29 protein-coding genes are annotated in these 25298 nt (G+C 68.7%); 28 read left to right on the forward strand and 1 reads right to left on the reverse strand.

What is annotated here, in order from left to right:
• Window positions 1–269 precede the first annotated feature (269 nt).
• Window positions 270–3797 carry a DNA-directed RNA polymerase subunit beta gene (rpoB, locus tag ABD143_RS30560; protein ID WP_343984911.1) on the forward strand — a complete coding sequence of 1176 codons (3528 nt, stop codon included), beginning with the start codon at window positions 270–272 and terminating at the stop codon, window positions 3795–3797.
• 38 nt (window positions 3798–3835) lie between these two features.
• Entirely contained in the window at window positions 3836–7759 is a 3924-nt protein-coding gene (locus tag ABD143_RS30565) for a DNA-directed RNA polymerase subunit beta' (protein WP_343984912.1), read from the forward strand.
• 99 nt (window positions 7760–7858) lie between these two features.
• Here the strand turns inward: ABD143_RS30565 and ABD143_RS30570 are convergent, their stop codons facing one another.
• Entirely contained in the window at window positions 7859–9055 is a 1197-nt protein-coding gene (locus ABD143_RS30570) for an FAD-dependent monooxygenase (RefSeq protein ID WP_343984913.1), read from the reverse strand.
• 101 nt (window positions 9056–9156) lie between these two features.
• Between ABD143_RS30570 and ABD143_RS30575 the strand changes: the two genes are divergently transcribed.
• The 26 genes from ABD143_RS30575 to rplO all read left to right on the forward strand — a co-directional run bounded on the left by ABD143_RS30575 (window position 9157) and on the right by rplO (window position 25116).
• Window positions 9157–9741, forward strand: a complete 585-nt coding sequence (locus ABD143_RS30575; RefSeq protein ID WP_343984914.1) for a TetR/AcrR family transcriptional regulator — start codon at window positions 9157–9159, stop codon at window positions 9739–9741.
• A gap of 866 nt (window positions 9742–10607) precedes the next feature.
• Entirely contained in the window at window positions 10608–10982 is a 375-nt protein-coding gene (gene rpsL / locus ABD143_RS30580) for a 30S ribosomal protein S12 (protein ID WP_142051261.1), read from the forward strand.
• A complete protein-coding gene (rpsG, locus tag ABD143_RS30585) occupies window positions 10982–11452 on the forward strand; it encodes a 30S ribosomal protein S7 (RefSeq protein WP_343984915.1) in 471 nt (156 codons plus the stop codon). The genes rpsL and rpsG overlap by 1 nt, the downstream gene beginning before the upstream one ends.
• Before the next feature lie 45 nt (window positions 11453–11497).
• The gene (gene fusA, locus ABD143_RS30590; protein ID WP_343984916.1) at window positions 11498–13597 is read left to right on the forward strand and encodes an elongation factor G; all 2100 of its coding nucleotides are present in this window, start codon (window positions 11498–11500) and stop codon (window positions 13595–13597) included.
• A 191-nt stretch (window positions 13598–13788) separates the two neighbouring features.
• On the forward strand, window positions 13789–14982 hold the full coding sequence (tuf, locus tag ABD143_RS30595; protein ID WP_343984917.1) for an elongation factor Tu: 1194 nt from the start codon (window positions 13789–13791) through the stop codon (window positions 14980–14982).
• Between the two features lie 322 nt (window positions 14983–15304).
• Window positions 15305–15610 carry a 30S ribosomal protein S10 gene (rpsJ, locus tag ABD143_RS30600; RefSeq protein ID WP_040804197.1) on the forward strand — a complete coding sequence of 102 codons (306 nt, stop codon included), beginning with the start codon at window positions 15305–15307 and terminating at the stop codon, window positions 15608–15610.
• 11 nt (window positions 15611–15621) lie between these two features.
• Window positions 15622–16275: a 50S ribosomal protein L3 gene (gene rplC, locus ABD143_RS30605; protein ID WP_343984918.1), complete on the forward strand. Its 654-nt coding sequence runs from the start codon at window positions 15622–15624 to the stop codon at window positions 16273–16275.
• Window positions 16275–17186 carry a 50S ribosomal protein L4, sunset domain variant gene (gene rplD, locus ABD143_RS30610; RefSeq protein WP_465269681.1) on the forward strand — a complete coding sequence of 304 codons (912 nt, stop codon included), beginning with the start codon at window positions 16275–16277 and terminating at the stop codon, window positions 17184–17186. The genes rplC and rplD overlap by 1 nt, the downstream gene beginning before the upstream one ends.
• Window positions 17183–17482 (forward strand): 50S ribosomal protein L23, encoded by a 300-nt coding sequence (gene rplW / locus ABD143_RS30615; protein ID WP_343984919.1) that lies wholly within the window; start codon window positions 17183–17185, stop codon window positions 17480–17482. The genes rplD and rplW overlap by 4 nt, the downstream gene beginning before the upstream one ends.
• 14 nt (window positions 17483–17496) lie before the next feature.
• Window positions 17497–18330, forward strand: coding sequence for a 50S ribosomal protein L2 (rplB, locus tag ABD143_RS30620; protein WP_343984920.1), 834 nt, complete (start codon window positions 17497–17499; stop codon window positions 18328–18330).
• A gap of 15 nt (window positions 18331–18345) precedes the next feature.
• Window positions 18346–18627 (forward strand): 30S ribosomal protein S19, encoded by a 282-nt coding sequence (gene rpsS / locus ABD143_RS30625; protein ID WP_013677461.1) that lies wholly within the window; start codon window positions 18346–18348, stop codon window positions 18625–18627.
• Between the two features lie 39 nt (window positions 18628–18666).
• Window positions 18667–19092: a 50S ribosomal protein L22 gene (gene rplV / locus ABD143_RS30630; protein WP_343984921.1), complete on the forward strand. Its 426-nt coding sequence runs from the start codon at window positions 18667–18669 to the stop codon at window positions 19090–19092.
• A complete protein-coding gene (rpsC, locus tag ABD143_RS30635; protein WP_343984922.1) occupies window positions 19092–19922 on the forward strand; it encodes a 30S ribosomal protein S3 in 831 nt (276 codons plus the stop codon). The genes rplV and rpsC overlap by 1 nt, the downstream gene beginning before the upstream one ends.
• A gap of 3 nt (window positions 19923–19925) precedes the next feature.
• Complete coding sequence (gene rplP / locus ABD143_RS30640; RefSeq protein ID WP_343984923.1) at window positions 19926–20345, forward strand: 50S ribosomal protein L16; 420 nt, start codon at window positions 19926–19928, stop codon at window positions 20343–20345.
• Window positions 20345–20590: a 50S ribosomal protein L29 gene (gene rpmC / locus ABD143_RS30645; protein WP_343984924.1), complete on the forward strand. Its 246-nt coding sequence runs from the start codon at window positions 20345–20347 to the stop codon at window positions 20588–20590. Before rplP ends, rpmC begins: the two co-directional genes overlap by 1 nt.
• On the forward strand, window positions 20587–20874 hold the full coding sequence (gene rpsQ, locus ABD143_RS30650) for a 30S ribosomal protein S17 (protein ID WP_343984925.1): 288 nt from the start codon (window positions 20587–20589) through the stop codon (window positions 20872–20874). Before rpmC ends, rpsQ begins: the two co-directional genes overlap by 4 nt.
• On the forward strand, window positions 20871–21239 hold the full coding sequence (rplN, locus tag ABD143_RS30655; protein WP_343984926.1) for a 50S ribosomal protein L14: 369 nt from the start codon (window positions 20871–20873) through the stop codon (window positions 21237–21239). Before rpsQ ends, rplN begins: the two co-directional genes overlap by 4 nt.
• Before the next feature lies 1 nt (window position 21240).
• On the forward strand, window positions 21241–21555 hold the full coding sequence (gene rplX / locus ABD143_RS30660) for a 50S ribosomal protein L24 (RefSeq protein ID WP_343984927.1): 315 nt from the start codon (window positions 21241–21243) through the stop codon (window positions 21553–21555).
• Complete coding sequence (gene rplE, locus ABD143_RS30665; RefSeq protein WP_343984928.1) at window positions 21555–22124, forward strand: 50S ribosomal protein L5; 570 nt, start codon at window positions 21555–21557, stop codon at window positions 22122–22124. Before rplX ends, rplE begins: the two co-directional genes overlap by 1 nt.
• 1 nt (window position 22125) lies before the next feature.
• A complete protein-coding gene (locus ABD143_RS30670) occupies window positions 22126–22311 on the forward strand; it encodes a type Z 30S ribosomal protein S14 (protein WP_343984929.1) in 186 nt (61 codons plus the stop codon).
• 75 nt (window positions 22312–22386) lie between these two features.
• Window positions 22387–22785, forward strand: a complete 399-nt coding sequence (gene rpsH / locus ABD143_RS30675; protein WP_343984930.1) for a 30S ribosomal protein S8 — start codon at window positions 22387–22389, stop codon at window positions 22783–22785.
• An 11-nt stretch (window positions 22786–22796) separates the two neighbouring features.
• Window positions 22797–23336 carry a 50S ribosomal protein L6 gene (gene rplF / locus ABD143_RS30680; RefSeq protein WP_343984931.1) on the forward strand — a complete coding sequence of 180 codons (540 nt, stop codon included), beginning with the start codon at window positions 22797–22799 and terminating at the stop codon, window positions 23334–23336.
• Complete coding sequence (rplR, locus tag ABD143_RS30685) at window positions 23336–23740, forward strand: 50S ribosomal protein L18 (RefSeq protein ID WP_343984932.1); 405 nt, start codon at window positions 23336–23338, stop codon at window positions 23738–23740. The genes rplF and rplR overlap by 1 nt, the downstream gene beginning before the upstream one ends.
• A gap of 52 nt (window positions 23741–23792) precedes the next feature.
• Window positions 23793–24425 (forward strand): 30S ribosomal protein S5, encoded by a 633-nt coding sequence (gene rpsE / locus ABD143_RS30690; RefSeq protein WP_343984933.1) that lies wholly within the window; start codon window positions 23793–23795, stop codon window positions 24423–24425.
• Entirely contained in the window at window positions 24425–24667 is a 243-nt protein-coding gene (gene rpmD, locus ABD143_RS30695; RefSeq protein WP_379659647.1) for a 50S ribosomal protein L30, read from the forward strand. The genes rpsE and rpmD overlap by 1 nt, the downstream gene beginning before the upstream one ends.
• A complete protein-coding gene (gene rplO / locus ABD143_RS30700) occupies window positions 24667–25116 on the forward strand; it encodes a 50S ribosomal protein L15 (protein WP_343984934.1) in 450 nt (149 codons plus the stop codon). The genes rpmD and rplO overlap by 1 nt, the downstream gene beginning before the upstream one ends.
• The last annotated feature ends 182 nt before the right edge of the window (window positions 25117–25298 follow it).

Genomic DNA, 25298 nt, shown 5'->3' on the forward strand with positions numbered 1-25298 from the left:
AGCGGCTGCATTTGCAGCTAGACTGCCTCTTTGCGCTGCCTCCGTCCAGCTACGCGTGCGCGCTCAGAGGGTTCTTCCCCCGCAGGGGGTTCCTGAGGGCCTCACGCGCTCCTGGTCGGAGGCTGCGCCTGACAACAGACGGCGTGCCCCGGAACCCGCATCCGCGAGCCCGCTCGACCCGGACCTCCCGCCCGGGCCGGACGAGCAGACGGTAGCGCGCGGGTGCCGGTGCACGCCAGACGAGAGCGCAGTTCTCGGAAGGACGCATCTTGGCTTCGTCCCGCGCCACCAGCCCCCTCGCGACCCCCGCGCCCGCTTCCGTCTCGGCGAACCCGAACTTCCCCGGTGCTCCTACTCGGGTCACCTTCGCGAAGATCCGCGAGCCCCTTGAGGTGCCCGATCTCCTCGACCTCCAGATCCAGTCCTTCGAGTGGCTGGTCGGCAACGAGGCGTGGTTCCAGAGGCGGATCGATGCCGGCGACGAGAACCCAATGGGTGGTCTCGAGGAGATCCTCACGGAGATCTCTCCGATCGAGGACTTCTCAGGGTCCATGTCCCTGTCGTTCTCCGACCCTCGCTTCGACGAGGTCAAGGCCTCCGAAGAGGAGTGCCGGGACAAGGACATGACCTACGGGGCCCCGCTGTTCGTCACCGCAGAGTTCACCAACAACACCACCGGCGAGATCAAGAGCCAGACGGTGTTCATGGGCGACTTCCCGGTGATGACCAGCAAGGGCACGTTCATCATCAACGGCACCGAGCGTGTCGTCGTATCCCAGTTGGTCCGCTCGCCGGGCGTCTACTTCGACCACGCGATCGACAAGACGACCGAGAAGGACGTCTACTCCGTCAAGATCATCCCGAGCCGGGGTGCGTGGCTGGAGTTCGACGTCGACAAGCGCGACACCGTGGGTGTGCGTATCGACCGCAAGCGCCGCCAGCCGGTCACCGTGCTGCTGAAGGCCCTCGGTTGGACCGCCGAGCAGATCCAGCAGCGCTTCGGGTTCTCCGAGACGATCCTCGCGACACTGGAGAAGGACCACACCGCCGGGCAGGACGAGGCGCTGCTCGACATCTACCGCAAGCTGCGTCCCGGCGAGCCGCCCACGCGCGAGAGCGCGCAGACGCTCCTGGAGAACCTGTTCTTCAAGGACAAGCGCTACGACCTGGCCAAGGTCGGCCGCTACAAGGCCAACAAGAAGCTCGGCCTCACCATCGACACCTCGGTCGGCACGCTGACCGAGGAGGACATCGCCACCACCATCGAGTACCTCGTCCGGCTGCACGCCGGCGAGACCACGATGCGCACGGGGGCCGACGCCGAGGGCAACGGCGGCGTCGAGGTGCCGGTCGAGACCGACGACATCGACCACTTCGGCAACCGGCGTCTGCGCACGGTCGGCGAGCTCATCCAGAACCAGGTCCGCGTCGGCCTGTCCCGGATGGAGCGCGTCGTCCGCGAGCGCATGACCACGCAGGACGTCGAGGCGATCACGCCGCAGACCCTGATCAACATCCGCCCGGTCGTGGCGGCGATCAAGGAGTTCTTCGGCACCTCGCAGCTGTCGCAGTTCATGGACCAGCACAACCCGCTGGCCGGCCTCACCCACAAGCGCCGCCTCTCGGCGCTCGGCCCGGGTGGTCTGTCCCGTGAGCGGGCGGGCTTCGAGGTCCGCGACGTGCACCCCAGCCACTACGGCCGGATGTGCCCGATCGAGACCCCCGAGGGCCCGAACATCGGCCTGATCGGCTCGCTGTCCACGTTCGCGCAGGTCAACCCGTTCGGCTTCATCCAGACCCCGTACCGCAAGGTCGACGAGGGCCAGGTCACCGAGCAGATCGACTACCTCACCGCCGACGAGGAGGACCGCTTCGTCATCGCGCAGGCCAACGCGCCGCTGACGGACGAGGGCCACTTCCAGGAGGAGCGCGTCCTCGTCCGCCGTAAGGGTGGCGAGGTCGACTACATCTCCCCGACGGGCGTCGACTACATCGACGTCTCGCCGCGCCAGATGGTGTCGGTCGCAACGGCGCTCATCCCGTTCCTCGAGCACGACGACGCCAACCGCGCGCTGATGGGCGCCAACATGCAGCGTCAGGCGGTGCCGCTGCTGCGCAGCGAGTCGCCGCTGGTCGGCACGGGCATGGAGCTGCGGGCCGCGGTCGACGCCGGCGACGTGCTGGTGGCCGACAAGGCCGGTGTGGTCGAGGAGCTGTGCGCCGACTACATCACCGTGATGGCCGACGACGGCACGCGCACCACGTACCGGCTCAACAAGTTCCGCCGCTCCAACCAGGGCACCTGCAACAACCAGAAGCCGATCGTCGACGAGGGCGCGCGCGTCGAGGTCGGGCAGGTCATCGCGGACGGGCCGTGCACCGAGGACGGCGAGATGGCCCTCGGCAAGAACCTGCTCGTGGCGATCATGCCGTGGGAGGGCCACAACTACGAGGACGCGATCATCCTCTCGCAGCGCCTGGTGCAGGACGACGTGCTGACGTCGATCCACATCGAGGAGCACGAGATCGACGCCCGCGACACCAAGCTGGGCGCCGAGGAGATCACCCGGGACATCCCGAACGTCTCCGAGGAGGTCCTCGCCGACCTCGACGAGCGCGGCATCATCCGGATCGGCGCCGAGGTCCAGCCCGGCGACATCCTGGTCGGCAAGGTCACGCCCAAGGGCGAGACTGAGCTCACCCCGGAGGAGCGCCTGCTCCGCGCGATCTTCGGTGAGAAGGCGCGCGAGGTGCGTGACACCTCGCTCAAGGTGCCGCACGGCGAGAACGGCAAGGTCATCGGCATCCGCGTCTTCTCGCGCGACGACGAGGACGAGCTGGCGCCGGGCGTCAACGAGCTGGTCCGCGTCTACGTCGCCCAGAAGCGCAAGATCCAGGACGGCGACAAGCTCGCAGGCCGCCACGGCAACAAGGGCGTCATCGGCAAGATCCTTCCCGCCGAGGACATGCCGTTCCTCCCGGACGGCACGCCGGTCGACATCATCCTCAACACCCACGGCGTGCCCCGTCGTATGAACATCGGCCAGGTCCTGGAGACCCACCTGGGGTGGATCGCCAAGTCCGGCTGGGAGGTCGAGGGCAAGCCGGACTGGGCGTCGAAGATGCCTGAGGACCTCTACTCCGTGCCGCCGGGCACGAAGACCGCCACCCCGGTCTTCGACGGCGCGAAGGAGCACGAGATCACCGGGCTGCTCGGCGCCACGCGGCCCAACCGCGACGGCGAGCGCATGGTCGGCCCCGACGGGAAGGCCACGCTGCTCGACGGCCGCTCCGGCGAGCCGTACCCGTTCCCGGTGGCCGTGGGCTACATGTACATCCTGAAGCTGGCGCACCTCGTGGACGACAAGATCCACGCGCGCTCCACCGGTCCCTACTCGATGATCACGCAGCAGCCGCTGGGCGGTAAGGCTCAGTTCGGTGGCCAGCGGTTCGGCGAGATGGAGTGCTGGGCGATGCAGGCGTACGGCGCCGCCTACACCCTGCAGGAGCTGCTCACCATCAAGTCCGACGACGTGGTGGGCCGCGTGAAGGTCTACGAGGCCATCGTCAAGGGGGAGAACATCCCCGAGCCGGGCATCCCGGAGTCGTTCAAGGTGCTGCTGAAGGAACTCCAGTCGCTCTGCCTGAACGTCGAGGTGCTCTCGAGCGACGGTGCGGCAATCGAGATGCGCGACACCGACGACGAGGACCTCGAGCGGGCCGCGGCGAACCTGGGCATCAACCTGTCCAGCCGCCCCGGGTCCGACTCGATGACCGTCGACGACGTCGTCAACTGACCCGCCCAGAGCCGACAACGAAGGAACTGAGGACACACGTGCTCGACGTCAACTTCTTCGACGAGCTGCGCATCGGCCTGGCCACCGCCGAGGACATCCGTCAGTGGTCGCACGGCGAGGTCAAGAAGCCCGAGACCATCAACTACCGCACCCTCAAGCCGGAGAAGGACGGGCTCTTCTGCGAGAAGATCTTCGGTCCGACCCGCGACTGGGAGTGCTACTGCGGCAAGTACAAGCGCGTCCGGTTCAAGGGCATCATCTGCGAGCGCTGCGGCGTGGAGGTCACGCGCGCCAAGGTGCGGCGTGAGCGGATGGGCCACATCGAGCTGGCCGCCCCGGTCACGCACATCTGGTACTTCAAGGGTGTGCCGAGCCGGCTGGGCTATCTGCTCGACCTGGCGCCCAAGGACCTCGAGAAGATCATCTACTTCGCGGCCTACGTCATCACCTCGGTGAACACGGAGCTGCGCCACACCGACCTGTCCACGCTCGAGAACGAGATGAGCGTGGAGCGCAAGCGGGTCGAGCAGCGCCGTGACGCCGACCTGGAGGCGCGGGCCCAGAAGCTCGAGGCCGACATCGCCGAGCTCGAGGCGGAGGGCGCCAAGAGCGACGTCCGCCGGAAGGTCAAGGAGGGTGGCGAGCGCGAGATGCGCCAGCTCCGCGACCGCGCCCAGCGCGAGCTGGACCGGCTCGACGAGATCTGGAGCACCTTCACCAAGCTCGACGTGCAGCAGCTGATCGCGGACGAGGGGCTCTACCGCGAGCTCTACGACCGCTACGGCGACTACTTCACCGGGTCCATGGGTGCCGAGGCGATCCAGACCCTGCTGCAGAACTTCGACATCCCGGCCGAGGCCGAAAACCTGCGGGAGACCATCCGCAGCGGCAAGGGGCAGAAGAAGCTCCGCGCCCTGAAGCGCCTCAAGGTCGTCGCGGCGTTCCAGACCACCGGCAACAGCCCGATGGGCATGGTGCTCGACTGCGTGCCGGTCATCCCGCCGGACCTGCGCCCGATGGTGCAGCTCGACGGTGGCCGCTTCGCGACCTCGGACCTGAACGACCTGTACCGCCGGGTCATCAACCGCAACAACCGCCTCAAGCGACTGATCGACCTCGGCGCCCCCGAGATCATCGTCAACAACGAGAAGCGGATGCTGCAGGAGGCCGTCGACGCGCTGTTCGACAACGGCCGCCGTGGCCGTCCGGTCACCGGGCCGGGCAACCGCCCGCTCAAGTCGCTGTCCGACCTGCTCAAGGGCAAGCAGGGCCGGTTCCGCCAGAACCTGCTCGGCAAGCGCGTCGACTACTCGGGCCGTTCGGTCATCGTGGTCGGCCCGCAGCTGAAGCTGCACCAGTGCGGCCTGCCCAAGCAGATGGCGCTGGAGCTGTTCAAGCCGTTCGTGATGAAGCGGCTGGTCGACCTCAACCACGCGCAGAACATCAAGTCCGCGAAGCGCATGGTCGAGCGTGGCCGCTCGCAGGTGTGGGACGTGCTCGAGGAGGTCATCTCCGAGCACCCGGTGCTGCTCAACCGCGCACCGACCCTGCACCGCCTCGGCATCCAGGCCTTCGAGCCGCAGCTGGTGGAGGGCAAGGCCATCCAGCTGCACCCGCTGGTCTGTGAGGCGTTCAACGCCGACTTCGACGGTGACCAGATGGCGGTGCACCTGCCGCTGTCGGCCGAGGCGCAGTCCGAGGCCAGGGTGCTGATGCTCTCGAGCAACAACATCCTGTCGCCGGCCTCCGGCCGTCCGCTGGCCATGCCTCGCCTGGACATGGTCACGGGCCTGTTCCACCTGAGCCGGCTGCGCGAGGGCGCCACCGGTGAGGGCCACGTGTTCTCCTCGCCTGCCGAGGCGATCATGGCCTACGACCGCAAGGTGCTGCACCTGCAGGCGCCGATCAAGATCCGGCTCACCGACCTGGTCCCGTCCGTGGCCCGCGCCGCCGAGCTGGCAGCCGACGGCTGGCAGCAGGGCGACCCATGGCTCGCCGACACCACGCTCGGCCGGGTCCTGTTCAACGAGCTGCTCCCGGCGGACTACCCGTACGTCAACGAGCTGCTGCCGAAGAAGCGCCAGGCCGCGATCATCAACGACCTGGCCGAGCGCTACTCGATGACCGAGGTCGCGCAGGTCCTGGACCGGCTGAAGGACGCGGGCTTCTACTGGGCCACGCGCTCCGGCGTCACCATGGCCGTCTCCGACGTCGTCGTGCCGCCGAACAAGCAGGCGATCCTGGATGGCTATGAGGTCAAGGCCGACCAGGTCAACAAGCGCTACCAGCGCGGTGCGCTCTCCCACCAGGAGCGCAACGACGAGATGGTCAAGATCTGGACCCAGGCCTCCGAAGAGGTGGCCCGGGCCATGGAGGAGAACTTCCCCGAGGACAACCCGATCCCGACGATCGTGAAGTCGGGCGCGGCGGGCAACATGACCCAGGTCCGGCAGCTCGCCGGTATGCGTGGTCTGGTGGCCAACCCGAAGGGCGAGTACATCCCCCGTCCGATCAAGGCCAACTTCCGTGAGGGCCTCACGGTGCTGGAGTACTTCATCTCCACGCACGGCACCCGCAAGGGTCTGGCCGACACGGCGCTGCGCACCGCCGACTCGGGTTACCTGACCCGTCGTCTGGTGGACGTGTCGCAGGACGTCATCGTCCGCGAGGTCGACTGTGGCACCGAGCGCTCCATCACGATGCCGGTCACCGAGGAGGCGGGCGACGGGCGGCTCATCCCGCACCGCTACCTGCGCACCTCGGTGTACGCCCGCTCGTCGGGTGAGGACGTCGTGGGTCCGGACGGCGAGTTCGTGATTCGTCGCGGCGACGACCTCGGCGACCCGGCGCTCGACGCGCTGGTGGCCGCGGGCGTCCGGCAGATCAAGGTGCGCAGCGCGCTGACCTGCGTGTCCGCCACCGGGATCTGTGCGATGTGCTACGGCCGCTCGATGGCCACCGGCAAGCTGGTGGACGTGGGCGAGGCCGTCGGGATCGTCGCGGCGCAGTCCATCGGTGAGCCCGGCACGCAGCTGACGATGCGCACCTTCCACCAGGGCGGTGTCGCCGGTGACGACATCACCACCGGTCTGCCGCGTGTGCAGGAGCTCTTCGAGGCCCGGGTCCCGAAGGGCAAGGCGCCCATCGCCGACGTCGACGGCCGCATCGCCATCGAGGACGGCGAGCGCTTCTGGAAGATCACTCTCACCCCGGACGACGGCGGCGAGGAGATCGTCTACGAGAAGCTGTCGAAGCGGCAGTGGCTGGCGATGATCGTCGTCGACGGCCAGGAGCGGCCGCTCGCCGACGGTGACCACGTGCACGTGGGCCAGCTGCTCCTGGAGGGCACGGCCGACCCGCACGAGGTGCTGCGCGTCATGGGCCCGCGCGAGGTGCAGCTGCACCTGGTGCGTGAGGTGCAGAAGGTGTACCGCACGCAGAGCGTGGACATCCACGACAAGCACATCGAGGTGATCATCCGGCAGATGCTGCGCCGGGTCACGATCATCGACTCGGGCGCCACGGAGTTCCTGCCGGGAGCGCTGGCCGAGCGGGCCGACTTCGAGACGCAGAACCGCCGGGTGGTGGCCGAGGGCGGCGAGCCAGCCTCCGGTCGTCCGGTGCTGATGGGGATCACGAAGGCCTCGCTGGCCACGGAGTCGTGGCTGTCCGCGGCCTCGTTCCAGGAGACCACCCGGATCCTCACCGATGCCGCGATCAACGGAAAGCGCGACAAGCTCGTCGGGCTCAAGGAGAACGTGATCATCGGCAAGCTGATCCCGGCAGGCACCGGCATCAACCGGTACCGCAACATCCAGGTCCAGCCCACCGAGGAGGCCCGCGCGGCCGCCTACGCGCTGCCGAGCTACGACGACGGCTACTACAGCCCCGACGTGTTCGGCACGGGCACCGGTGCCGCGGTGCCACTGGACGACTACGACTTCGGTCGCGACTACCGGTAACAGGTAGCGCCCGAAGCCGAGCCTCGAACGGGGCCGGACACCGCTCTCCCGCGGCGGTGCCCGGCCCCGTTCGTCTGTCCGGGGGCTGTCCGCCAGCGGCTATCGCACGGCAGGAACGCTCTCGGGGTAGGCGTCCAGCGTCAACGCGTTGGCTGCGCCCGCCGTGATCCGGTTGAACAGCGGCAGCAGGATGCGGCTGGAGAGCATCCGGTAGCCACGGTCGCGTTGGCGGATCGCCTTCTCCGTCGCCGGTGCGAGGAAGGCACCCGCACCCTTCGCCTGCCGCTGTCCGACCGCCGCGGCCTTCCGTGTGACGGCCTCGTAGCGTTCGAACGCCAGGCTGTGCCCGCCGTCGCCGGCCGCGTCGAGCTCGGCGGCCAGCACATAGGCGCCCATCATCGCGAGGCCGGTTCCGGACCCGCCCGGGCCCGCGCACCATGCGGCGTCACCGAGCAACACGACCCGGTCCATTGACCAGCCGTCCAGGTGTATCTGCGCGAGCGCGTCGAAGTACAGGTCGGTGGCCCCGCCCAGGGCACGGAGCAGGCGCGGTGTCTCCCATCCGGCGCCGGCGTAGCGCCTGCGAACGAGCTCGGTGAGCGCGGCGCCATCGTGCCGGTCGTAGGTGAGCTCGTCCGACGAGAACACGAACCCGACGCCGGCGACCGCTGTGTCGCGCCCGCTGGAGACCGTCACCCCGCGGCCCGGTTCGTTGTACATCAGCCCGGTGCGGTCGAGGCCCAGCTCGTTCGGCATCGTGAAGCCGGCCTGGTAGTGCCCGAGGAAGGCGCGGAACCGCTCCTCGGGGCCGAAGGCGGCGGCCCGGACGCCGGAGTGCAGGCCGTCGGCGCCGACGACCAGGTCGAAGCGGCGGGCAGGCCCGCCGGCGAACGTGACGTCCACGCCTTCGGGGTCTTGGTGGAGCGCCGTGACGTGGTCGCCGAACACGTACTCGACGCGACCGGCGGTGCGCTCGTACAGCAGCTCCGCGAGGTCGCCGCGCCCGATCTCGACCTCCCCGCTGAAGAACGCCGATGGCATCCGCACGCGCACCCGGCCATCGGCGTCGACGATCCGCTGCTCGCCCATGCCCGTCTCGCGGGCGCGGACCGCGTCGAGCAGGTCCATCCGGCGCAGGAGCTCCATCTGCGCGCCCCGGAAGTCGACGCCGTGGCCGCCGCCGCGCAGCGCGGGGGCCCGCTCGACGACCGTGACCGTTGCCCCCCGGCGCGCGAGCCAGTACGCCAGCGTGGGCCCGGCGATGCTCGCGCCCGAGATCAGCACCTGCGTGTCCATGAGTCCTCCCGTAGTTGATGGCAGGACCGTAGAGCAGGGTTGACCAAATGGGCAAGACGTATGTCTTATCCATTTGGGCAAGAGTGGATAGCATGGGCCGCATGGGCAATCGGGAGGACCTGCTCGACGGCGCGGTGCGCTGCCTCCACGACAAGGGCTGGGCGAAGACGACGGTGCGGGACATCGCCGCCGCCGCAGGGGTGAGCCACGCGGCCATCGGCTACCACTTCGGCTCCCGCGAGGCCCTGCTCATGGCGGCCCTGATCCGGGCGATCGACGAGTGGGGCGACGCGGTCGCGAAGGTCGCCGCGCATTCCGCGTCGGAAGGCGACCGGCTGGCCGCGGAGTGGAACGCGATGGTCGCGACGTTCGGAACGCACCGCGCGATGTGGCGCGCGACCATCGACGCCGCTGTGCAGGCCGAGCACCACCCGAAGCTGCGCGAGCTGCTGGCCGACGGTCAGGAGGAAGGCCGGCGCGGGGGCGCGGCCGCGCTGCTCGGGATACCTGAGGACGAGGTTCCCGAGGAGAGCGTCCGGACGCTCGGGTCGGTGCAGAACGCCCTGATCTCCGGCGTGATGATGCAGTGGATCGTCGACCCGGAGCGTGCGCCCAGCGGCGCCGACGTCGCGGCCGGGCTGCGGGCGCTCGCGGACCTGATCAGCCCCGCCCAACGAGCGGAGTGATCGGCCGCGGCACCTGGACGGAGCTCGGCACCGGCCCCTCGGCTCTGAACTTGCCGCCTCGGACGAGCGGCACGTCCGTCCGATAGGTCTCCCGGCGCCTGCGGAATCACCGGCGAGTGCGATGCGTTGTGCTGGATGTCATGGCCCGCGCTGGGCGCGCTAGGCGGCTTGCGCGTCGTCCGACCTGGTGGCCACCGCCGTGCACGAACAGCACCTGGTGCGGTCCACCGCCGAGCCCGTCGGTGCTGCGGCGGGTGCCACGGGGGACCGGCACGAGGTACCCGGTGGCGTCCAGAGGCAGGCGCATGAGGAAGCGGGGGGAGAGCAACGGAGCTACGACGGCACGCGTCGGCCGCGCGGCCACAGCACTGGGGAGGCGCGCTGCCGGACGGTACCCACCGGACGTCGGGACCCGGAACACTCGACCGGGCAGGCTCGCTCACAGACGTGCGATGAACGGGGCTCCCGGAGCGGCGAACGGGCGCGTCCTCTTGCGGGGGAAGCGCCCTTCGGGCACTCTGCGTGTACCGACAGGCGCCGACAAGGACCCGTTTTGACCGTCGTCCGACGGGACGGGTAACCTGTTGTCTTGCGCTCGACCACGGTCGGGCCGATCTGCGTGCCCAGTGGTCGCCGATCCCGCGTTGGTGGGGCCGATGGTCGCCGGAACCGCAGGCCCATGGCCCCCGTGAGGTCTCGATCTCATACCTCGGTGCCCTGGCGGCAGTACGTCCGATATCGGGACACGCCCGACCTCGGGGGAGGGCGGCCGGCTTCCAGCCGGTGTCCCGGGCACCACGCACCACCAGCACGAACAGCACCACGAGCATCAGATAGCGACACCGACGGGAAGAAGCAGACGGTTCATGCCCACGATCCAGCAGCTGGTCCGCAAGGGCCGTCAGGACAAGGTCGGCAAGACCAAGACCGCAGCGCTCAAGGGGAGCCCCCAGCGCCGCGGGGTGTGCACGCGCGTGTACACCACGACGCCCAAGAAGCCGAACTCCGCGCTGCGCAAGGTCGCGCGCGTGCGGCTCAGCAGCGACATCGAGGTCACGGCTTACATCCCCGGTGAGGGCCACAACCTGCAGGAGCACTCGATCGTGCTCGTGCGTGGCGGTCGTGTGAAGGACCTGCCCGGCGTTCGCTACAAGATCATTCGCGGCTCGCTGGACACCCAGGGTGTGCGTAACCGCAAGCAGTCCCGCAGCCGCTACGGCGCGAAGAAGGAGAAGAGCTGATGCCTCGTAAAGGCCCCGCGCCGAAGCGGCCTCTGGTCTCCGACCCGGTGTACAGCTCGCCGCTGGTCACGCAGCTGGTGAACAAGGTGCTCCAGGACGGCAAGCGCTCCCTCGCCGAGCGCATCGTCTACGCAGCCCTCGAGGGCACGCGGGAGAAGACGGGCACCGACCCGGTCGTCACGCTGAAGCGCGCGCTGGACAACGTGAAGCCGGCCCTCGAGGTGCGCAGCCGCCGTGTCGGTGGCGCCACCTATCAGGTGCCGATCGAGGTCCGCGCCGTGCGACAGACCACGCTCGGCCTGCGCTGGCTGGTGTCCTACGCGGGGCAGCGCCGCGAGAAGACGATGGTCGACCGGCTGATGAATGAGCTGCTCGACGCGAGCAACGGCCTCGGCGCCAGCGTGAAGCGGCGCGAGGACATGCACAAGATGGCGGAGTCCAACAAGGCCTTCGCCCACTACCGCTGGTGACGGGCCGATCGTCCGCGCCAACCTGCTGACGGAAGAGAGCTGACAGTGGCACGGGACGTGCTGACGGACCTCGGCAAGGTCCGCAACATCGGCATTATGGCGCACATCGACGCCGGCAAGACCACCACCACCGAGCGGATCCTGTTCTACACCGGGATCAACTACAAGATCGGTGAGGTGCACGACGGCGCCGCCACGATGGACTGGATGGAGGAGGAGCAGAAGCGCGGCATCACGATCACGTCGGCCGCCACCACCTGCTTCTGGAAAGACCACCAGATCAACCTGATCGACACCCCCGGGCACGTCGACTTCACCGTCGAGGTGGAGCGCAACCTGCGGGTGCTCGATGGCGCCGTCGCGGTCTTCGACGGCAAGGAAGGTGTCGAGCCGCAGTCCGAGCAGGTCTGGCGGCAGGCCACCAAGTACGACGTCCCCCGCATCTGCTTCGTCAACAAGATGGACAAGCTGGGCGCGGACTTCTACTTCACCGTCAGCACGATCCAGGACCGCCTGGGTGCCAAGCCGCTCCCGGTCCAGCTGCCCATCGGCTCTGAGAACGACTTCATCGGTGTCATCGACCTGGTCGAGATGCGCGCGCTCACCTGGCGCGGTGAGGTCCAGAAGGGCGAGGACTACGCCGTCGAGGAGATCCCGGCCGACCTGCGCGAGCGGGCCGAGGAGTACCGCACGGCGCTCGTCGAGGCCGTCGCCGAGACCGACGACGACCTGATGGAGCTCTACCTCGGTGGCGAGGAGCTCACCACCGAGCAGATCAAGCACGGTGTCCGGAAGATCGTGAACAACCGCAGCGCCTACCCGGTGCTCTGCGGCTCGGCGTTCAAGAACAAGGGCGTGCAGCCCCTGCTCGACGCCGTGATCGACTACCTGCCGTCGCCGATCGACCTGCCGCCGGTCGAGGGCACGCTGCCGGACGGGGAGACCCCCGCGCACCGCGCCCCCACGAAGGAGGAGCCGTTCTCGGCCCTGGCCTTCAAGATCGCCGCGCACCCGTTCTTCGGCAAGCTGACCTACATCCGGGTGTACTCGGGCCGGCTCGCCGCTGGTTCGCAGGTCATCAACTCGACCAAGGACCGCAAGGAGCGCATCGGGAAGATCTTCCAGATGCACGCCAACAAGGAGAACCCGGTCGACGAGGCCCTTGTCGGTCACATCTACGCGGTCATCGGTCTGAAGGACACCACCACCGGCGACACGCTCAGCGACCCGCAGTCGCCGATCGTGCTGGAGTCGATGACCTTCCCCGACCCGGTGATCCAGGTCGCGGTCGAGCCGAAGACCAAGGCCGACCAGGAGAAGCTCTCCACGGCGATCCAGAAGCTGGCCGAGGAGGACCCGACGTTCCAGGTCTCCCTGGACGACGAGACCGGCCAGACCATTCTCGCAGGTATGGGTGAGCTGCACCTCGAGGTGCTGGTCAACCGCATGAAGAGCGAGTTCAAGGTCGAGGCCAACATCGGCAAGCCGCAGGTGGCCTACCGCGAGACGATCCGCCGGACCGTCGACAAGTACGAGTACACGCACAAGAAGCAGACCGGTGGTTCGGGCCAGTTCGCCCGCGTCATCATCAAGCTCGAGCCGCTCGACACGGCCGACGGTGCGCTGTACGAGTTCGACAACAAGGTCACCGGTGGTCGCGTGCCGCGGGAGTACATCCCGTCGGTCGACGCAGGCGCCCAGGACGCCATGCAGTACGGCGTGCTGGCGGGCTACCCGCTGACCGGCATCAAGCTGACGCTGCTCGACGGCCAGTACCACGAGGTCGACTCTTCCGAGATGGCGTTCAAGGTCGCCGGCTCGATGGCTCTCAAGGAGGCTGCGCGCAAGGCCGACCCGGCCCTGCTCGAGCCGATGATGGCCGTCGAGGTCACCACGCCCGAGGACTACATGGGCGACGTGATCGGCGACCTCAACTCCCGCCGTGGCCAGATCCAGGCCATGGAGGAACGGGCCGGTGCCCGCGTCGTCAAGGCGCTGGTGCCGCTCTCGGAGATGTTCGGCTACGTCGGCGACCTCCGGTCGCGGACCCAGGGCCGGGCGAACTACACGATGGTCTTCGACTCCTACGCGGAGGTCCCGACCAACGTCGCCAAGGAAATCATCGCGAAAGCGACGGGCGAGTGAGCACCGCAGCGAGCGCCAGCGAGCGAGGCGCGCAGCGAGCCCGAATGAACACTGCGAAAGCGACGGGCGAGTAAGAGGCGCGTGCCGCGGACCTGTAGGGTCCGCGGCTCGTCCCAGGCACCACCCGCACCACCACAAGACCTGCCGTCAGCACGGCGGACAAGAAGAACACAGTCCAGGAGGACCCTGAAGTGGCGAAGGCGAAGTTCGAGCGGACCAAGCCGCACGTCAACATCGGCACGATCGGTCACATCGACCACGGCAAGACCACGCTGACGGCGGCCATCACCAAGGTTCTGCACGACAAGTACCCCACCCTCAACGAGGCGTCGGCGTTCGACCAGATCGACAAGGCTCCTGAGGAGCGTCAGCGCGGTATCACGATCTCCATCGCGCACGTCGAGTACCAGACCGAGAAGCGGCACTACGCGCATGTCGACTGCCCCGGTCACGCTGACTACATCAAGAACATGATCACCGGTGCGGCGCAGATGGACGGCGCCATCCTGGTGGTCGCGGCCACCGACGGCCCGATGCCGCAGACGCGTGAGCACGTGCTGCTCGCCCGTCAGGTCGGTGTGCCCTACATCGTCGTGGCGCTCAACAAGGCCGACATGGTCGACGACGAGGAGATCCTCGAGCTCGTCGAGCTGGAGGTCCGTGAGCTGCTGTCGTCGCAGGAGTACCCGGGCGACGACCTGCCGATCGTCCGTGTCTCGGCGCTCAAGGCCCTCGAGGGCGACGCCGAGTGGGGCGAGAAGCTGCTCGAGCTGATGGACGCGGTCGACGAGTCCATCCCGGAGCCCGAGCGCGACATCGAGAAGCCGTTCCTCATGCCCGTCGAGGACGTCTTCACGATCTCGGGCCGCGGCACCGTGGTCACCGGCCGCATCGAGCGCGGCATCGTCAAGGTGAACGAGGAGGTGGAGATCGTCGGCATTCGCGAGAAGTCGTTCAAGACCACCACCACGTCCATCGAGATGTTCAAGAAGTTCCTCGACGAGGGTCGCGCGGGCGACAACGCGGCGCTGTTGCTCCGCGGTGTCAAGCGCGAGCAGGTCGAGCGCGGCATGGTCGTCACCAAGCCCGGCACCACTACCCCGCACACCGAGTTCGAGGGCCAGGTCTACATCCTGTCCAAGGACGAGGGTGGCCGTCACACGCCGTTCTTCAACAACTACCGTCCGCAGTTCTACTTCCGGACCACGGACGTGACGGGCGTCGTGACGCTGCCCGCCGGCACCGAGATGGTCATGCCCGGCGACAACACCACCATGAGCGTGAAGCTGATCCAGCCCATCGCCATGGAGGAGGGCCTGCAGTTCGCCATCCGCGAGGGTGGTCGGACCGTGGGCGCCGGCCAGGTCATCAAGATCACCAAGTAACACGCACCAACCCCCGGTCGAGGGTGCCGCGCTTCCGTGTGGCATCCTTGACGGGTTGCGCGTAAGGCGCCGGTGCGCGCGGAATCAGATCCGCGCGCACCGGGCCTGGCGCCAGCCCCCGAGCACAGGGACCCCCCAGGGGGTTGCGAGTGATCCGGGGAGCGGTCTGCGAAGCAGGGGCGACACGCCCGACCTCGTGGACCGGAGCCCACGCCGAGTGAGACCGGAGGCCGCACCTCCACGGTGCGGCTGGGGCTCCTCCGCGTGTGCTCGCCCGGGCACGCGTACATGAGTGGCAGGAAGAAGAGGACGACCGACGACCATGGCGGGACAAAAGATCCGCATCAGGCTGAAGGCCTATGACCACGAGGCCATCGACGCCTCCGCGCGCAAGATCGTCGAGACGGTCACGCGCACGGGTGCTCGGGTCGTCGGGCCGGTGCCACTGCCGACGGAGAAGAACATCTACTGCGTCATCCGCTCGCCGCACAAGTACAAGGACTCGCGCGAGCACTTCGAGATGCGCACCCACAAGCGGCTGATCGACATCCTCGACCCCACGCCGAAGACGGTGGACGCGCTCATGCGTATCGACCTCCCGGCGTCGGTCGACGTCAACATCCAGTAGGGCTTGGACTGATGACCGAGAGGCAGATCACCGGGATCCTGGGCACCAAGCTCGGGATGACCCAGGTCTTCGACGAGAACAACCGGGTGGTCCCGGTCACCGTGGTCCAGGCGGGCCCGAACGTGGTGACGCAGGTCCGCACCCCCGAGAACGACGGCTACAAGGCGGTCCAGCTCGCGTACGGCGCGATCGACCCCCGCAAGGTGAACAAGCCGCGCACCGGCCACTTCGCCAAGGCGGGCACCACGCCGCGCAGGCACCTGGTCGAGCTGCGCACCGTCGACGCCGGCGAGTACAGCGTCGGCCAGGAGATCACCGCCGAGGTCTTCGACGCGGGCACCGTGGTCGACGTCGTGGGCACGAGCAAGGGCAAGGGCACCGCGGGTGTCATGAAGCGCCACGGCTTCAAGGGCCTCAGCAACAGCCACGGCACCCAGCGCAAGCACCGCTCGCCGGGCTCCATCGGCGGCTGCGCCACCCCCGGCCGGGTCTTCAAGGGCCTGCGGATGGCCGGCCGCATGGGCAACGAGCGCGTGACCACGCAGAACCTCACCGTGCACCGGGTCGACACCGAGCGTGGCCTGCTGCTGATCAAGGGTGCGGTCCCCGGACCGCGCGGCGGTCTGCTGCTCGTCAAGACGGCCGCGAAGGGTGGTGCGAAGTAATGACATCGGTCGAGATCAAGACCCCCGAGGGCACGGCGACCGGCAGCGTTGAGCTCCCCGCCCACGTCTTCGACGTCACGGCCAACATGCCGCTGATGCACCAGGTCGTCGTGGCCCAGCTCGCCGCTGCGCGCCAGGGCACGCACGACACGAAGACCCGCGGCGAGGTCCGCGGTGGCGGCAAGAAGCCGTACCGCCAGAAGGGCACCGGCCGCGCCCGCCAGGGCTCGACCCGCGCCCCGCAGTTCGCGGGCGGTGGCGTCGTGCACGGCCCCACGCCACGCGACTACGCGCAGAAGACCCCCAAGAAGATGAAGGCCGCCGCGCTGCGCGGTGCCCTCTCGGACCGGGCCCGCGCCGGCCTGGTGCACGTCGTCTCCGCCGTGGTCACGGGCGACAGCCCGTCCACCAAGTCGGCTCGCACGGCCATCGAGGCCGTCGCAGGCGAGGCCGGGCGCGTGCTGGCGGTCGTCGGCCGCGAGGACGAGGTCGCGTGGCTCTCGCTGCGCAACCTGCCCACCGTGCACGTGATCGCGCCCGACCAGCTCAATACCTACGACGTGCTCGTCAACGACGCCGTGGTGTTCACGCAGGAGGCGCTCGACGCCTTCCTGGCCGGCCCGATCGCCACGCCCACCCGGGCGTCGGTCGCGAGGGCCATCGCCCGCGAGAGCGAGACGGTCGCCGACGGCGAGAACCCGCACGGGCCCCAGAGCCACGCGCCGCTGGCCGACGGGTCGCAGCCCGAGGGCTTCCCGGTGAAGGGCAACAGCGACTCGAACCTCTACCACGTGCCGGGCAGCTCGTTCTACGCCCGCACCGAGGCCGAGGTCTGGTTCGCCTCCGCCGAGGCGGCCGAGGCGGCCGGGTTCCAGCCGCCGCCCTCGCAGCGCAAGGAGGCTGACAAGTGATCCCCGACCCGCGCGACATCCTGCTCGCGCCCGTGGTGTCGGAGAAGAGCTACGGGCTGCTCGAGGAGCGCCAGTACACCTTCATCGTCCGACCGGACGCGAACAAGACCGAGATCAAGATCGCTGTGGAGAAGGTGTTCGGGGTCAAGGTGCTCAGCGTCAACACGCTGAACCGCCCTGGCAAGCGCAAGCGCTCCCGCACCGGCTACGGCAAGCGCAAGGACACCAAGCGCGCGGTCGTCACGCTCTCCGAGGAGAGCCGCACGATCGACGTGTTCGGCGGCCGGGCGAGCTGAGGGACTGACGACACATGGGCATCCGCAAGTACAAGCCGACAACCCCGGGTCGCCGCGGCTCGAGCGTCTCGGACTTCGCTGAGATCACCCGCGACGAGCCCGAGAAGTCGCTGGTCCGTCCGCTGCACAGCAAGGGCGGTCGCAACGCGCACGGGCGGATCACCACCCGGCACCAGGGCGGCGGTCACAAGCGTGCGTACCGGCTGATCGACTTCCGGCGCAACGACAAGGACGGGATCCCGGCCACCGTCGCGCACATCGAGTACGACCCGAACCGCACCAGCCGCATCGCGCTGCTGCACTACGCCGACGGTGAGAAGCGCTACATCATCGCGCCGGCGAAGCTCAAGCAGGGCGACAAGGTGGAGGCCGGTCCCCGTGCCGACATCAAGGTCGGCAACAACCTGCCGCTGCGCAACATCCCTACCGGCACCGTGGTGCACGCGATCGAGCTCCGCCCCGGTGGCGGCGCGAAGATCGCCCGCTCAGCCGGTTCGAGTGTGCAGCTCGTGGCGAAGGACGGCCCTTTCGCGCAGCTGCGCATGCCGTCCGGCGAGATCCGCAACGTCGACGTGCGCTGCCGCGCCACCGTCGGCGAGGTGGGCAACTCCGACCACTCCAACATCAACTGGGGCAAGGCGGGCCGCATGCGGTGGAAGGGCAAGCGCCCGACCGTCCGCGGTGTCGCCATGAACCCGGTCGACCACCCGCACGGTGGTGGTGAGGGCAAGACCTCCGGTGGTCGCCACCCGGTGAACCCGGCTGGTAAGCCCGAGGGCCGCACGCGGCGCACCAAGCCGTCCGACAAATTGATCGTTCGCCGGCGTCGTACCGGCAAGAAGCGCTGAGCAGGGAGGTAACCAATGCCGCGCAGCCTGAAGAAGGGCCCGTTCGTGGACGACCACCTGCTCAAGAAGGTGGACGCGCTCAACGAGTCGGGCAAGAAGACCGTCATCCGGACCTGGTCCCGGCGGTCCACGATCATCCCCGACATGATCGGCCACACGATTGCGGTGCACGACGGCCGTAAGCACGTGCCGGTGTTCGTGTCGGACGCGATGGTGGGCCACAAGCTCGGGGAGTTCGCACCCACGCGGACGTTCCGGGGCCACATCAAGGACGACCGCAAAGCGCGCAGGCGCTGAAGCGGCCCGAGTAGCGACTAGGAAGGAAGGGGTACAGGAATGGCTGACACAACCACCACCGAAAGCCCTGCCTCCGCGCTCGAGCCGATTCGGGCGCGCGCGGTGGCGCGGTACGTACACATGTCGCCGACCAAGGTGCGGCGCGTCGTCGCCCTGATCAAGGGTCGGCCGCTGCAGGAGGCTCTCGACATCCTGCGGTTCTCGCCGCAGGCGGCGGCCCAGCCGCTGTTCAAGGTCGTGGCGAGCGCCGCGGCCAACGCCGAGAACAACCTCGACCTGGACCGCGACACCCTCGTGGTCGCAGCGGCCTACGCCGACGAGGGCCCGACGCTCAAGCGCATCCGGCCGCGCGCCCAGGGGCGTGCCTACCGGATTCGCAAGCGCACGAGCCACATCACCGTCGAGGTCGAGTCGCAGCCGGAGAAGGCGCGGCCCGCCCGCGGTGCGAAGGGGAGGACCCGCTGATGGGTCAGAAGATCAACCCGCACGGGTTCCGGCTCGGCATCACCACCGACTGGAAGTCGCGCTGGTATGCCGACAAGCAGTACTCGGAGTACGTCAAGGAGGACGTCGAGATCCGCCGCATGCTCTCCAAGGGCATGGAGCGGGCCGGCATCTCCAAGGTCGAGATCGAGCGCACCCGGGACCGCGTGCGGGTGGACATCCACACCGCTCGCCCCGGCATCGTGATCGGCCGTCGTGGCGCCGAGGCCGACCGCATCCGCGGCCAGCTCGAGAAGCTGACCAAGAAGCAGGTCCAGCTCAACATCCTCGAGGTCAAGAACTCGGAGTCGGACGCCCAGCTCGTCGCGCAGGGCGTGGCCGAGCAGCTGTCCAACCGTGTCGCCTTCCGGCGCGCGATGCGCAAGGCCATCCAGTCGGCCATGCGCTCGCCGCAGGTCAAGGGCATCCGGGTGCAGTGCTCCGGCCGTCTCGGCGGCGCGGAGATGTCGCGCTCGGAGTTCTACCGCGAGGGTCGCGTGCCGCTGCACACGCTGCGCGCCGACATCGACTACGGCCTGTTCGAGGCCCGCACCACGTTCGGCCGCATCGGCGTGAAGGTGTGGATCTACAAGGGTGACGTCGTCGGTGGCCGCCGCGAGGGTGCCCCTGCCGCCGCGCCGAGCGCCGACCGTGCGCCGCGGCGCGAGCGTCCGCAGCGCCGTCGTTCCGGCGCGTCGGGCACCACGGCCACGAGCACCGAGGCCGGGCGTGCTGCCGCCGAGCAGTCGAACAGCGGTGGCACCGCCACCGCCACCGCCGAGGCTCCGGCCCAGACCGGTGGGGAGAGCTGAGTCATGCTGATCCCCCGCAAGGTCAAGCACCGCAAGCAGCACCGTCCGCACCGCACGGGCATCGCCTCCGGCGGCACCCGCGTGACCTTCGGTGACTTCGGCATCCAGGCCCTCGAGCCTGCCTATGTGACCAACCGGCAGATCGAGTCGGCTCGTATCGCCATCAACCGGCACATCCGCCGTGGTGGCAAGGTCTGGATCAACATCTTCCCGGACCGCCCGCTCACCAAGAAGCCCGCCGAGACCCGCATGGGTTCCGGCAAGGGCTCGCCGGAGAAGTGGGTGGCCAACGTGAAGCCCGGCCGGGTGCTGTTCGAGATGAGCTACCCCAACGAGCAGACCGCTCGCGAGGCCCTGCGTCGCGCGATCCACAAGCTGCCGATGAAGTGCCGGATCGTGACCCGTGAGGGTGGTGACATCTGATGGCCGCCTCGACGACGACCGCCGCCGAGCTGCGTGAGCTCACCGACGAGGAGCTCGTGCTCCGCGTGCGGGAGGCCAAGGAGGAGCTGTTCAACCTCCGCTTCCAGATGGCCACCGGGCAGCTGGACAACAACCGGCGGCTGCGTACCGTCCGGCACGACATCGCGCGGATCTACACGATCATGCGCGAGCGCGAGCTGGGCCTTTCGGCCGCCCCTGACGAGAACGGCGAGGGCGCGGCATGAGTGAAGCAGCCAACACGCCGCCGACGACGGCGGAGCGTGCGGAGCGGAAGGTCCGAGAGGGCCTGGTCGTCTCCGACAAGATGGACAAGACGATCGTGGTGACCCTCGAGGACCGCGTGAAGCACCGGATGTACGGCAAGGTCATCCGCCGGACGAGCAAGGTCAAGGCGCACGACGAGGCCAACTCGGCCGGTGTCGGCGACCGCGTCCGGCTGATGGAGACCCGACCGCTGTCGGCCACCAAGCGCTGGCGGCTGGTGGAGATCCTGGAGAAGGCGAAGTGATCCAGCAGGAGTCGCGGCTGCGTGTCGCCGACAACACCGGTGCCAAGGAGATCCTGTGCATCCGGGTGCTGGGCGGATCGTCACGTCGCTACGCAGGAATCGGCGACACGATCGTCGCCACAGTGAAGGACGCCATTCCTGGCGCCGGCGTGAAGCGCGGTGACGTGGTCAAGGCCGTTGTCGTCCGCACCGTCAAAGAGCGCCGCCGTCCGGACGGGTCTTACATCCGGTTCGACGAGAACGCCGCCGTTCTGATCAAGCCGGACGGCGAGCCGCGGGGGACCCGCATCTTCGGCCCGGTCGGGCGCGAACTGCGCGACAAGCGGTTCATGAAGATCATCTCCCTCGCTCCGGAGGTGCTCTGACATGAAAATCAAGAAGGGCGACACCGTGCTGGTGATCGCAGGCAAGGACAAGGGCGCGAAGGGCAAGGTCATCCAGGCCTACCCGGGTGAGAACCGCGTGCTGGTCGAGGGCGTGAACCGGATCAAGAAGCACACCCGGATCACGCAGAACCAGCGTGGGGCGCAGTCCGGCGGGATCATCACCACGGAGGCGGCAATCCACGTCTCCAACGTGATGCTCGTCGACGGCGACGGCAAGCCGACCCGCGTGGGCAAGTCGACCACCGAGGACGGCAAGCGCGTCCGGATCTCCCGGCGTTCCGGGAAGGAGATCTGATGACCGCCGCGACCCAAGAGCGTGTGGTGCCGCGCCTCAAGCAGCGCTACCGCGACGAGATCAAGGGCGAACTGCGCGAGCAGTTCGCCTACGCCAACGTGATGCAGATCCCCGGCGTCGTGAAGGTCGTCGTCAACATGGGTGTCGGTGACGCCGCCCGCGACGCGAAGCTGATCGACGGCGCGGTCCGCGACCTGGCCACCATCACCGGGCAGAAGCCGCAGGTCCGCCGGGCCACCAAGTCCATCGCGCAGTTCAAGCTGCGTGAGGGCATGCCCATCGGGGCGAAGGCGACCCTGCGAGGCGACCGCATGTGGGAGTTCCTCGACCGTCTGCTGACCATCGCGCTGCCCCGCATCCGTGACTTCCGCGGGTTGTCCCCCACCCAGTTCGACGGCCGGGGCAACTACACGTTCGGCCTGAACGAGCAGTCGATGTTCCACGAGATCGACCCGGACACGATCGACCGTCCGCGCGGCATGGACATCACGGTCGTCACCACGGCCACGACCGACGAGGAAGGCCGGGCGCTCCTGCGCAAGCTCGGCTTTCCGTTCAAGGAGGCGTGAGATGGCCAAGAAGGCTCTCATCATCAAGGCCGCGCGCAAGCCGAAGTTCAAGGTGCGGGGCTACACGCGCTGCCAGAAGTGCGGCCGGCCGCGCGCGGTGTTCCGCAAGTTCGGACTCTGCCGCATCTGCGTCCGCGAGATGGCGCACGCCGGCGAGCTGCCCGGCATCAGCAAGAGCAGCTGGTAGAACTCCTCTGATCGCCACAGGCCCCCTGCGCCGCTCAGGCACAGGGGGAACCAGGCGGGAAAGCAGTGACGTCACATGACGATGACCGATCCGATCGCAGACATGCTCACGCGTCTGCGCAACGCCAACTCGGCGTACCACGACCGCGTGGTCATGCCGCACTCGAAGCTCAAGGTGGCGATCGCCGAGATCCTCCAGAAGGAGGGTTACATCGCTTCGCACACGGTCGAGGACGCCGAGGTCGGCAAGTCCCTGGTCATCGAGCTGAAGTTCGGGCGCAACCGCGAGCGGAGCATCGCGGGCCTGCGTCGGGTGTCGAAGCCCGGCCTGCGGGTCTACGCCAAGTCCACGAACCTGCCCCGGGTCCTCGGTGGCCTCGGCGTCGCGATCATCTCGACGTCCGGCGGCCTGCAGACCGACCAGCAGGCGAAGAAGAACGGCGTGGGCGGGGAAGTCCTCGCCTACGTCTGGTGAGGGGGTAGGACATGTCCCGTATCGGGAAGCTGCCCGTCACCGTGCCGTCCGGGGTGGACGTGACCATCGACGGCCGCACGGTGACGGTGAAGGGGCCGAAGGGCACCCTGTCGCACACCGTGGTCGAGCCGATCACGATCGAGCGCGACGACGCAGGCGCGATCCTCGTGAAGCGCCCTGACGACGAGCGGCGCAGCAAGGCCATGCACGGCCTGTCGCGCACGCTCGTCAACAACCTGCTCGTCGGCGTCACCGCCGGCTACGAGAAGAAGCTCGAGATCGTCGGTGTCGGTTACCGCGTGGTGCTGAAGGGGTCGAACCTCGAGTTCGCGCTCGGGTTCAGCCACCCCGTCGTCGTCGAGCCGCCGGCGGGCATCACCTTCGCGGTCGAGACCCCCACGCGGTTCTCCGTGTCGGGCATCGACAAGCAGCTCGTCGGCGAGACCGCCGCCAACATCCGCAAGATCCGCAAGCCCGAGCCGTACAAGGGCAAGGGCGTGCGGTACGCGGGCGAGAACGTCCGCCGCAAGGTCGGAAAGACGGGTAAGTGATGGCCGACACGATCTCTGCGGCGGCCAAGAAGCGCGCCGCTTCCCAGGTGTCCAGCAAGCGCCGCACGTCGCGCGCACGCCGGCACGCCCGACTCCGCAAGAAGGTCGTCGGCAGCGCCGAGCGCCCGCGGCTCGCGGTCAAGCGCAGCTCGCGCCACATCGTCGTGCAGCTCATCGACGACGTCGCGGGCCACACGCTCGCGGCTGCCTCCACCCTGGAGGCCGACGTCCGCGCGCTGGACGGCGACAAGAAGGCCCGCGCGGCCAAGGTCGGCGAGCTCGTCGCCGCCCGGGCACGCGAGGCCGGGGTCACCGCAGTGGTGTTCGACCGTGGTGGCTACGACTACCACGGGCGCATCGCCGCCCTGGCCGACGCCGCTCGTGCGGGCGGGCTGGAGTTCTGATGACTGTCACACGAGTGTTTCTTGGGTACAAGCTGATGGAAGGGAACGTCTGATGCCGGGACGTACACGGCGTGACGGCGGAGGGCCTGGTGGCAGCGGTGACAACCGCGACCGTCGGGACCGCCGGGACGGAGGCCGTGGCGGGGCGGCCCAGGACAAGACCCCGTACATCGAGCGACTGGTCACGATCAACCGCGTGGCCAAGGTCGTGAAGGGTGGCCGGCGGTTCAGCTTCACCGCGCTGATGATCGTCGGCGACGGCGACGGCATGGTGGGCGTCGGCTACGGCAAGGCCAAGGAGGTGCCCGCGGCGATCGCCAAGGGTGTGGAGGAGGCGAAGAAGAACTTCTTCCGCGTCCCCCGCATCGGCGGCACGATCGTGCACCGCGTGCAGGGCGAGGCGGCCGCCGGTGTGGTGCTGCTGCGCCCGGCGAGCCCCGGTACCGGGGTCATCGCCGGTGGCCCGGTGCGCGCCGTGCTGGAGTGCGCCGGCATCCACGACGTCCTCTCGAAGTCGCTGGGCAGCGACAACGCGATCAACATCGTGCACGCCACGGTGGCCGCGCTGAAGATGATCCAGCGTCCGGAGGAGGTGGCGGCCCGCCGCGGCCTGCCGCTCGAGGACGTCGCCCCTGCCCACATGCTGCGGGCCCGTGCGGCCGCCGCCCAGGGTGCGAGGTCGTGATGGCCCGCGCCACCGCGTCGAAGGACGCTGCCACCGCGCAGAGCACGGCCACCAGCGGCACGAAGCTCGTCGTGACCCAGGTGCGTAGCAGCATCGGGGCCCAGGCGAACCAGAAGGCCACGCTGAGGTCACTCGGCCTGCGCAAGATCCGCCAGACGGTCGAGCGGGACGACACCCCGCAGATCCGCGGCATGATCCACACCGTCCGTCACCTCGTGACGGTCGAGGAGGTCGGTTCCTGATGACCACCCCCATCAAGATCCATCACCTGCGTCCGGCCCCTGGCGCGAAGACCGCCAAGACCCGGGTCGGCCGTGGTGAAGGCAGCAAGGGCAAGACCGCCGGTCGCGGCACCAAGGGCACGAAGGCCCGTAAGACGGTGTCTCCCGCCTTCGAGGGCGGGCAGATGCCGCTGCACATGCGGCTGCCGAAGCTCAAGGGCTTCAAGAACCGGTTCCGCACGGAGTACCAGGTGGTGAACGTGGGCGACCTCGCCCACCTGTTCCCCGAGGGCGGCACCGTAGGCCCCGACGAGCTGGTCGCCGCCGGCGCTGTCCGGCGCAACCAGCTGGTCAAGGTGCTCGGCAACGGCGAGCTGGAGGGCATCGCGCTGACCGTGAGCGCGCACGCGTTCTCCAGCAGCGCCCGCGAGAAAATCACGGCAGCGGGCGGCAGCGTCAGCGAGCTGTGACGACGGTGTCCGTCCGGTGCGGCCCGGCGCGAAGGTGTGAAAATGCCTGAAGCGCCGGTCCGTGCCGAACGGGCGCCGTCGGCGCTGTTAGAGTCGCTCGCGTCCGGGTTCCGCAGGTCCCCGCCGGGCGCCGCGCCCGACTTGCGGCGGAGGGCCTGCCGTGGAGCGGGTCACCAGTACAG

The organism is Pseudonocardia aurantiaca (genome assembly GCF_039526725.1).
Lineage (GTDB): Bacteria > Actinomycetota > Actinomycetes > Mycobacteriales > Pseudonocardiaceae > Pseudonocardia > Pseudonocardia aurantiaca.

Excerpts from the sequence above, each read along its gene's own strand:
- ABD143_RS30570 (WP_343984913.1), bottom strand. The coding sequence starts at position 9,055 with ATGGACACGCAGGTGCTGATCTCGGGCGCGAGCATCGCCGGGCCCACG.
- ABD143_RS30575 (WP_343984914.1), top strand. The coding sequence starts at position 9,157 with ATGGGCAATCGGGAGGACCTGCTCGACGGCGCGGTGCGCTGCCTCCAC.
- rpsL (WP_142051261.1), top strand. The coding sequence starts at position 10,608 with ATGCCCACGATCCAGCAGCTGGTCCGCAAGGGCCGTCAGGACAAGGTC.
- rpsG (WP_343984915.1), top strand. The coding sequence starts at position 10,982 with ATGCCTCGTAAAGGCCCCGCGCCGAAGCGGCCTCTGGTCTCCGACCCG.
- rpsJ (WP_040804197.1), top strand. The coding sequence starts at position 15,305 with ATGGCGGGACAAAAGATCCGCATCAGGCTGAAGGCCTATGACCACGAG.
- rplC (WP_343984918.1), top strand. The coding sequence starts at position 15,622 with ATGACCGAGAGGCAGATCACCGGGATCCTGGGCACCAAGCTCGGGATG.
- rplD (WP_465269681.1), top strand. The coding sequence starts at position 16,275 with ATGACATCGGTCGAGATCAAGACCCCCGAGGGCACGGCGACCGGCAGC.
- rplB (WP_343984920.1), top strand. The coding sequence starts at position 17,497 with ATGGGCATCCGCAAGTACAAGCCGACAACCCCGGGTCGCCGCGGCTCG.
- rpsS (WP_013677461.1), top strand. The coding sequence starts at position 18,346 with ATGCCGCGCAGCCTGAAGAAGGGCCCGTTCGTGGACGACCACCTGCTC.
- rplV (WP_343984921.1), top strand. The coding sequence starts at position 18,667 with ATGGCTGACACAACCACCACCGAAAGCCCTGCCTCCGCGCTCGAGCCG.
- rpsC (WP_343984922.1), top strand. The coding sequence starts at position 19,092 with ATGGGTCAGAAGATCAACCCGCACGGGTTCCGGCTCGGCATCACCACC.
- rplP (WP_343984923.1), top strand. The coding sequence starts at position 19,926 with ATGCTGATCCCCCGCAAGGTCAAGCACCGCAAGCAGCACCGTCCGCAC.
- rpmC (WP_343984924.1), top strand. The coding sequence starts at position 20,345 with ATGGCCGCCTCGACGACGACCGCCGCCGAGCTGCGTGAGCTCACCGAC.
- rpsQ (WP_343984925.1), top strand. The coding sequence starts at position 20,587 with ATGAGTGAAGCAGCCAACACGCCGCCGACGACGGCGGAGCGTGCGGAG.
- rplX (WP_343984927.1), top strand. The coding sequence starts at position 21,241 with ATGAAAATCAAGAAGGGCGACACCGTGCTGGTGATCGCAGGCAAGGAC.
- rplE (WP_343984928.1), top strand. The coding sequence starts at position 21,555 with ATGACCGCCGCGACCCAAGAGCGTGTGGTGCCGCGCCTCAAGCAGCGC.
- ABD143_RS30670 (WP_343984929.1), top strand. The coding sequence starts at position 22,126 with ATGGCCAAGAAGGCTCTCATCATCAAGGCCGCGCGCAAGCCGAAGTTC.
- rpsH (WP_343984930.1), top strand. The coding sequence starts at position 22,387 with ATGACGATGACCGATCCGATCGCAGACATGCTCACGCGTCTGCGCAAC.
- rplF (WP_343984931.1), top strand. The coding sequence starts at position 22,797 with ATGTCCCGTATCGGGAAGCTGCCCGTCACCGTGCCGTCCGGGGTGGAC.
- rplR (WP_343984932.1), top strand. The coding sequence starts at position 23,336 with ATGGCCGACACGATCTCTGCGGCGGCCAAGAAGCGCGCCGCTTCCCAG.
- rpsE (WP_343984933.1), top strand. The coding sequence starts at position 23,793 with ATGCCGGGACGTACACGGCGTGACGGCGGAGGGCCTGGTGGCAGCGGT.
- rpmD (WP_379659647.1), top strand. The coding sequence starts at position 24,425 with ATGGCCCGCGCCACCGCGTCGAAGGACGCTGCCACCGCGCAGAGCACG.
- rplO (WP_343984934.1), top strand. The coding sequence starts at position 24,667 with ATGACCACCCCCATCAAGATCCATCACCTGCGTCCGGCCCCTGGCGCG.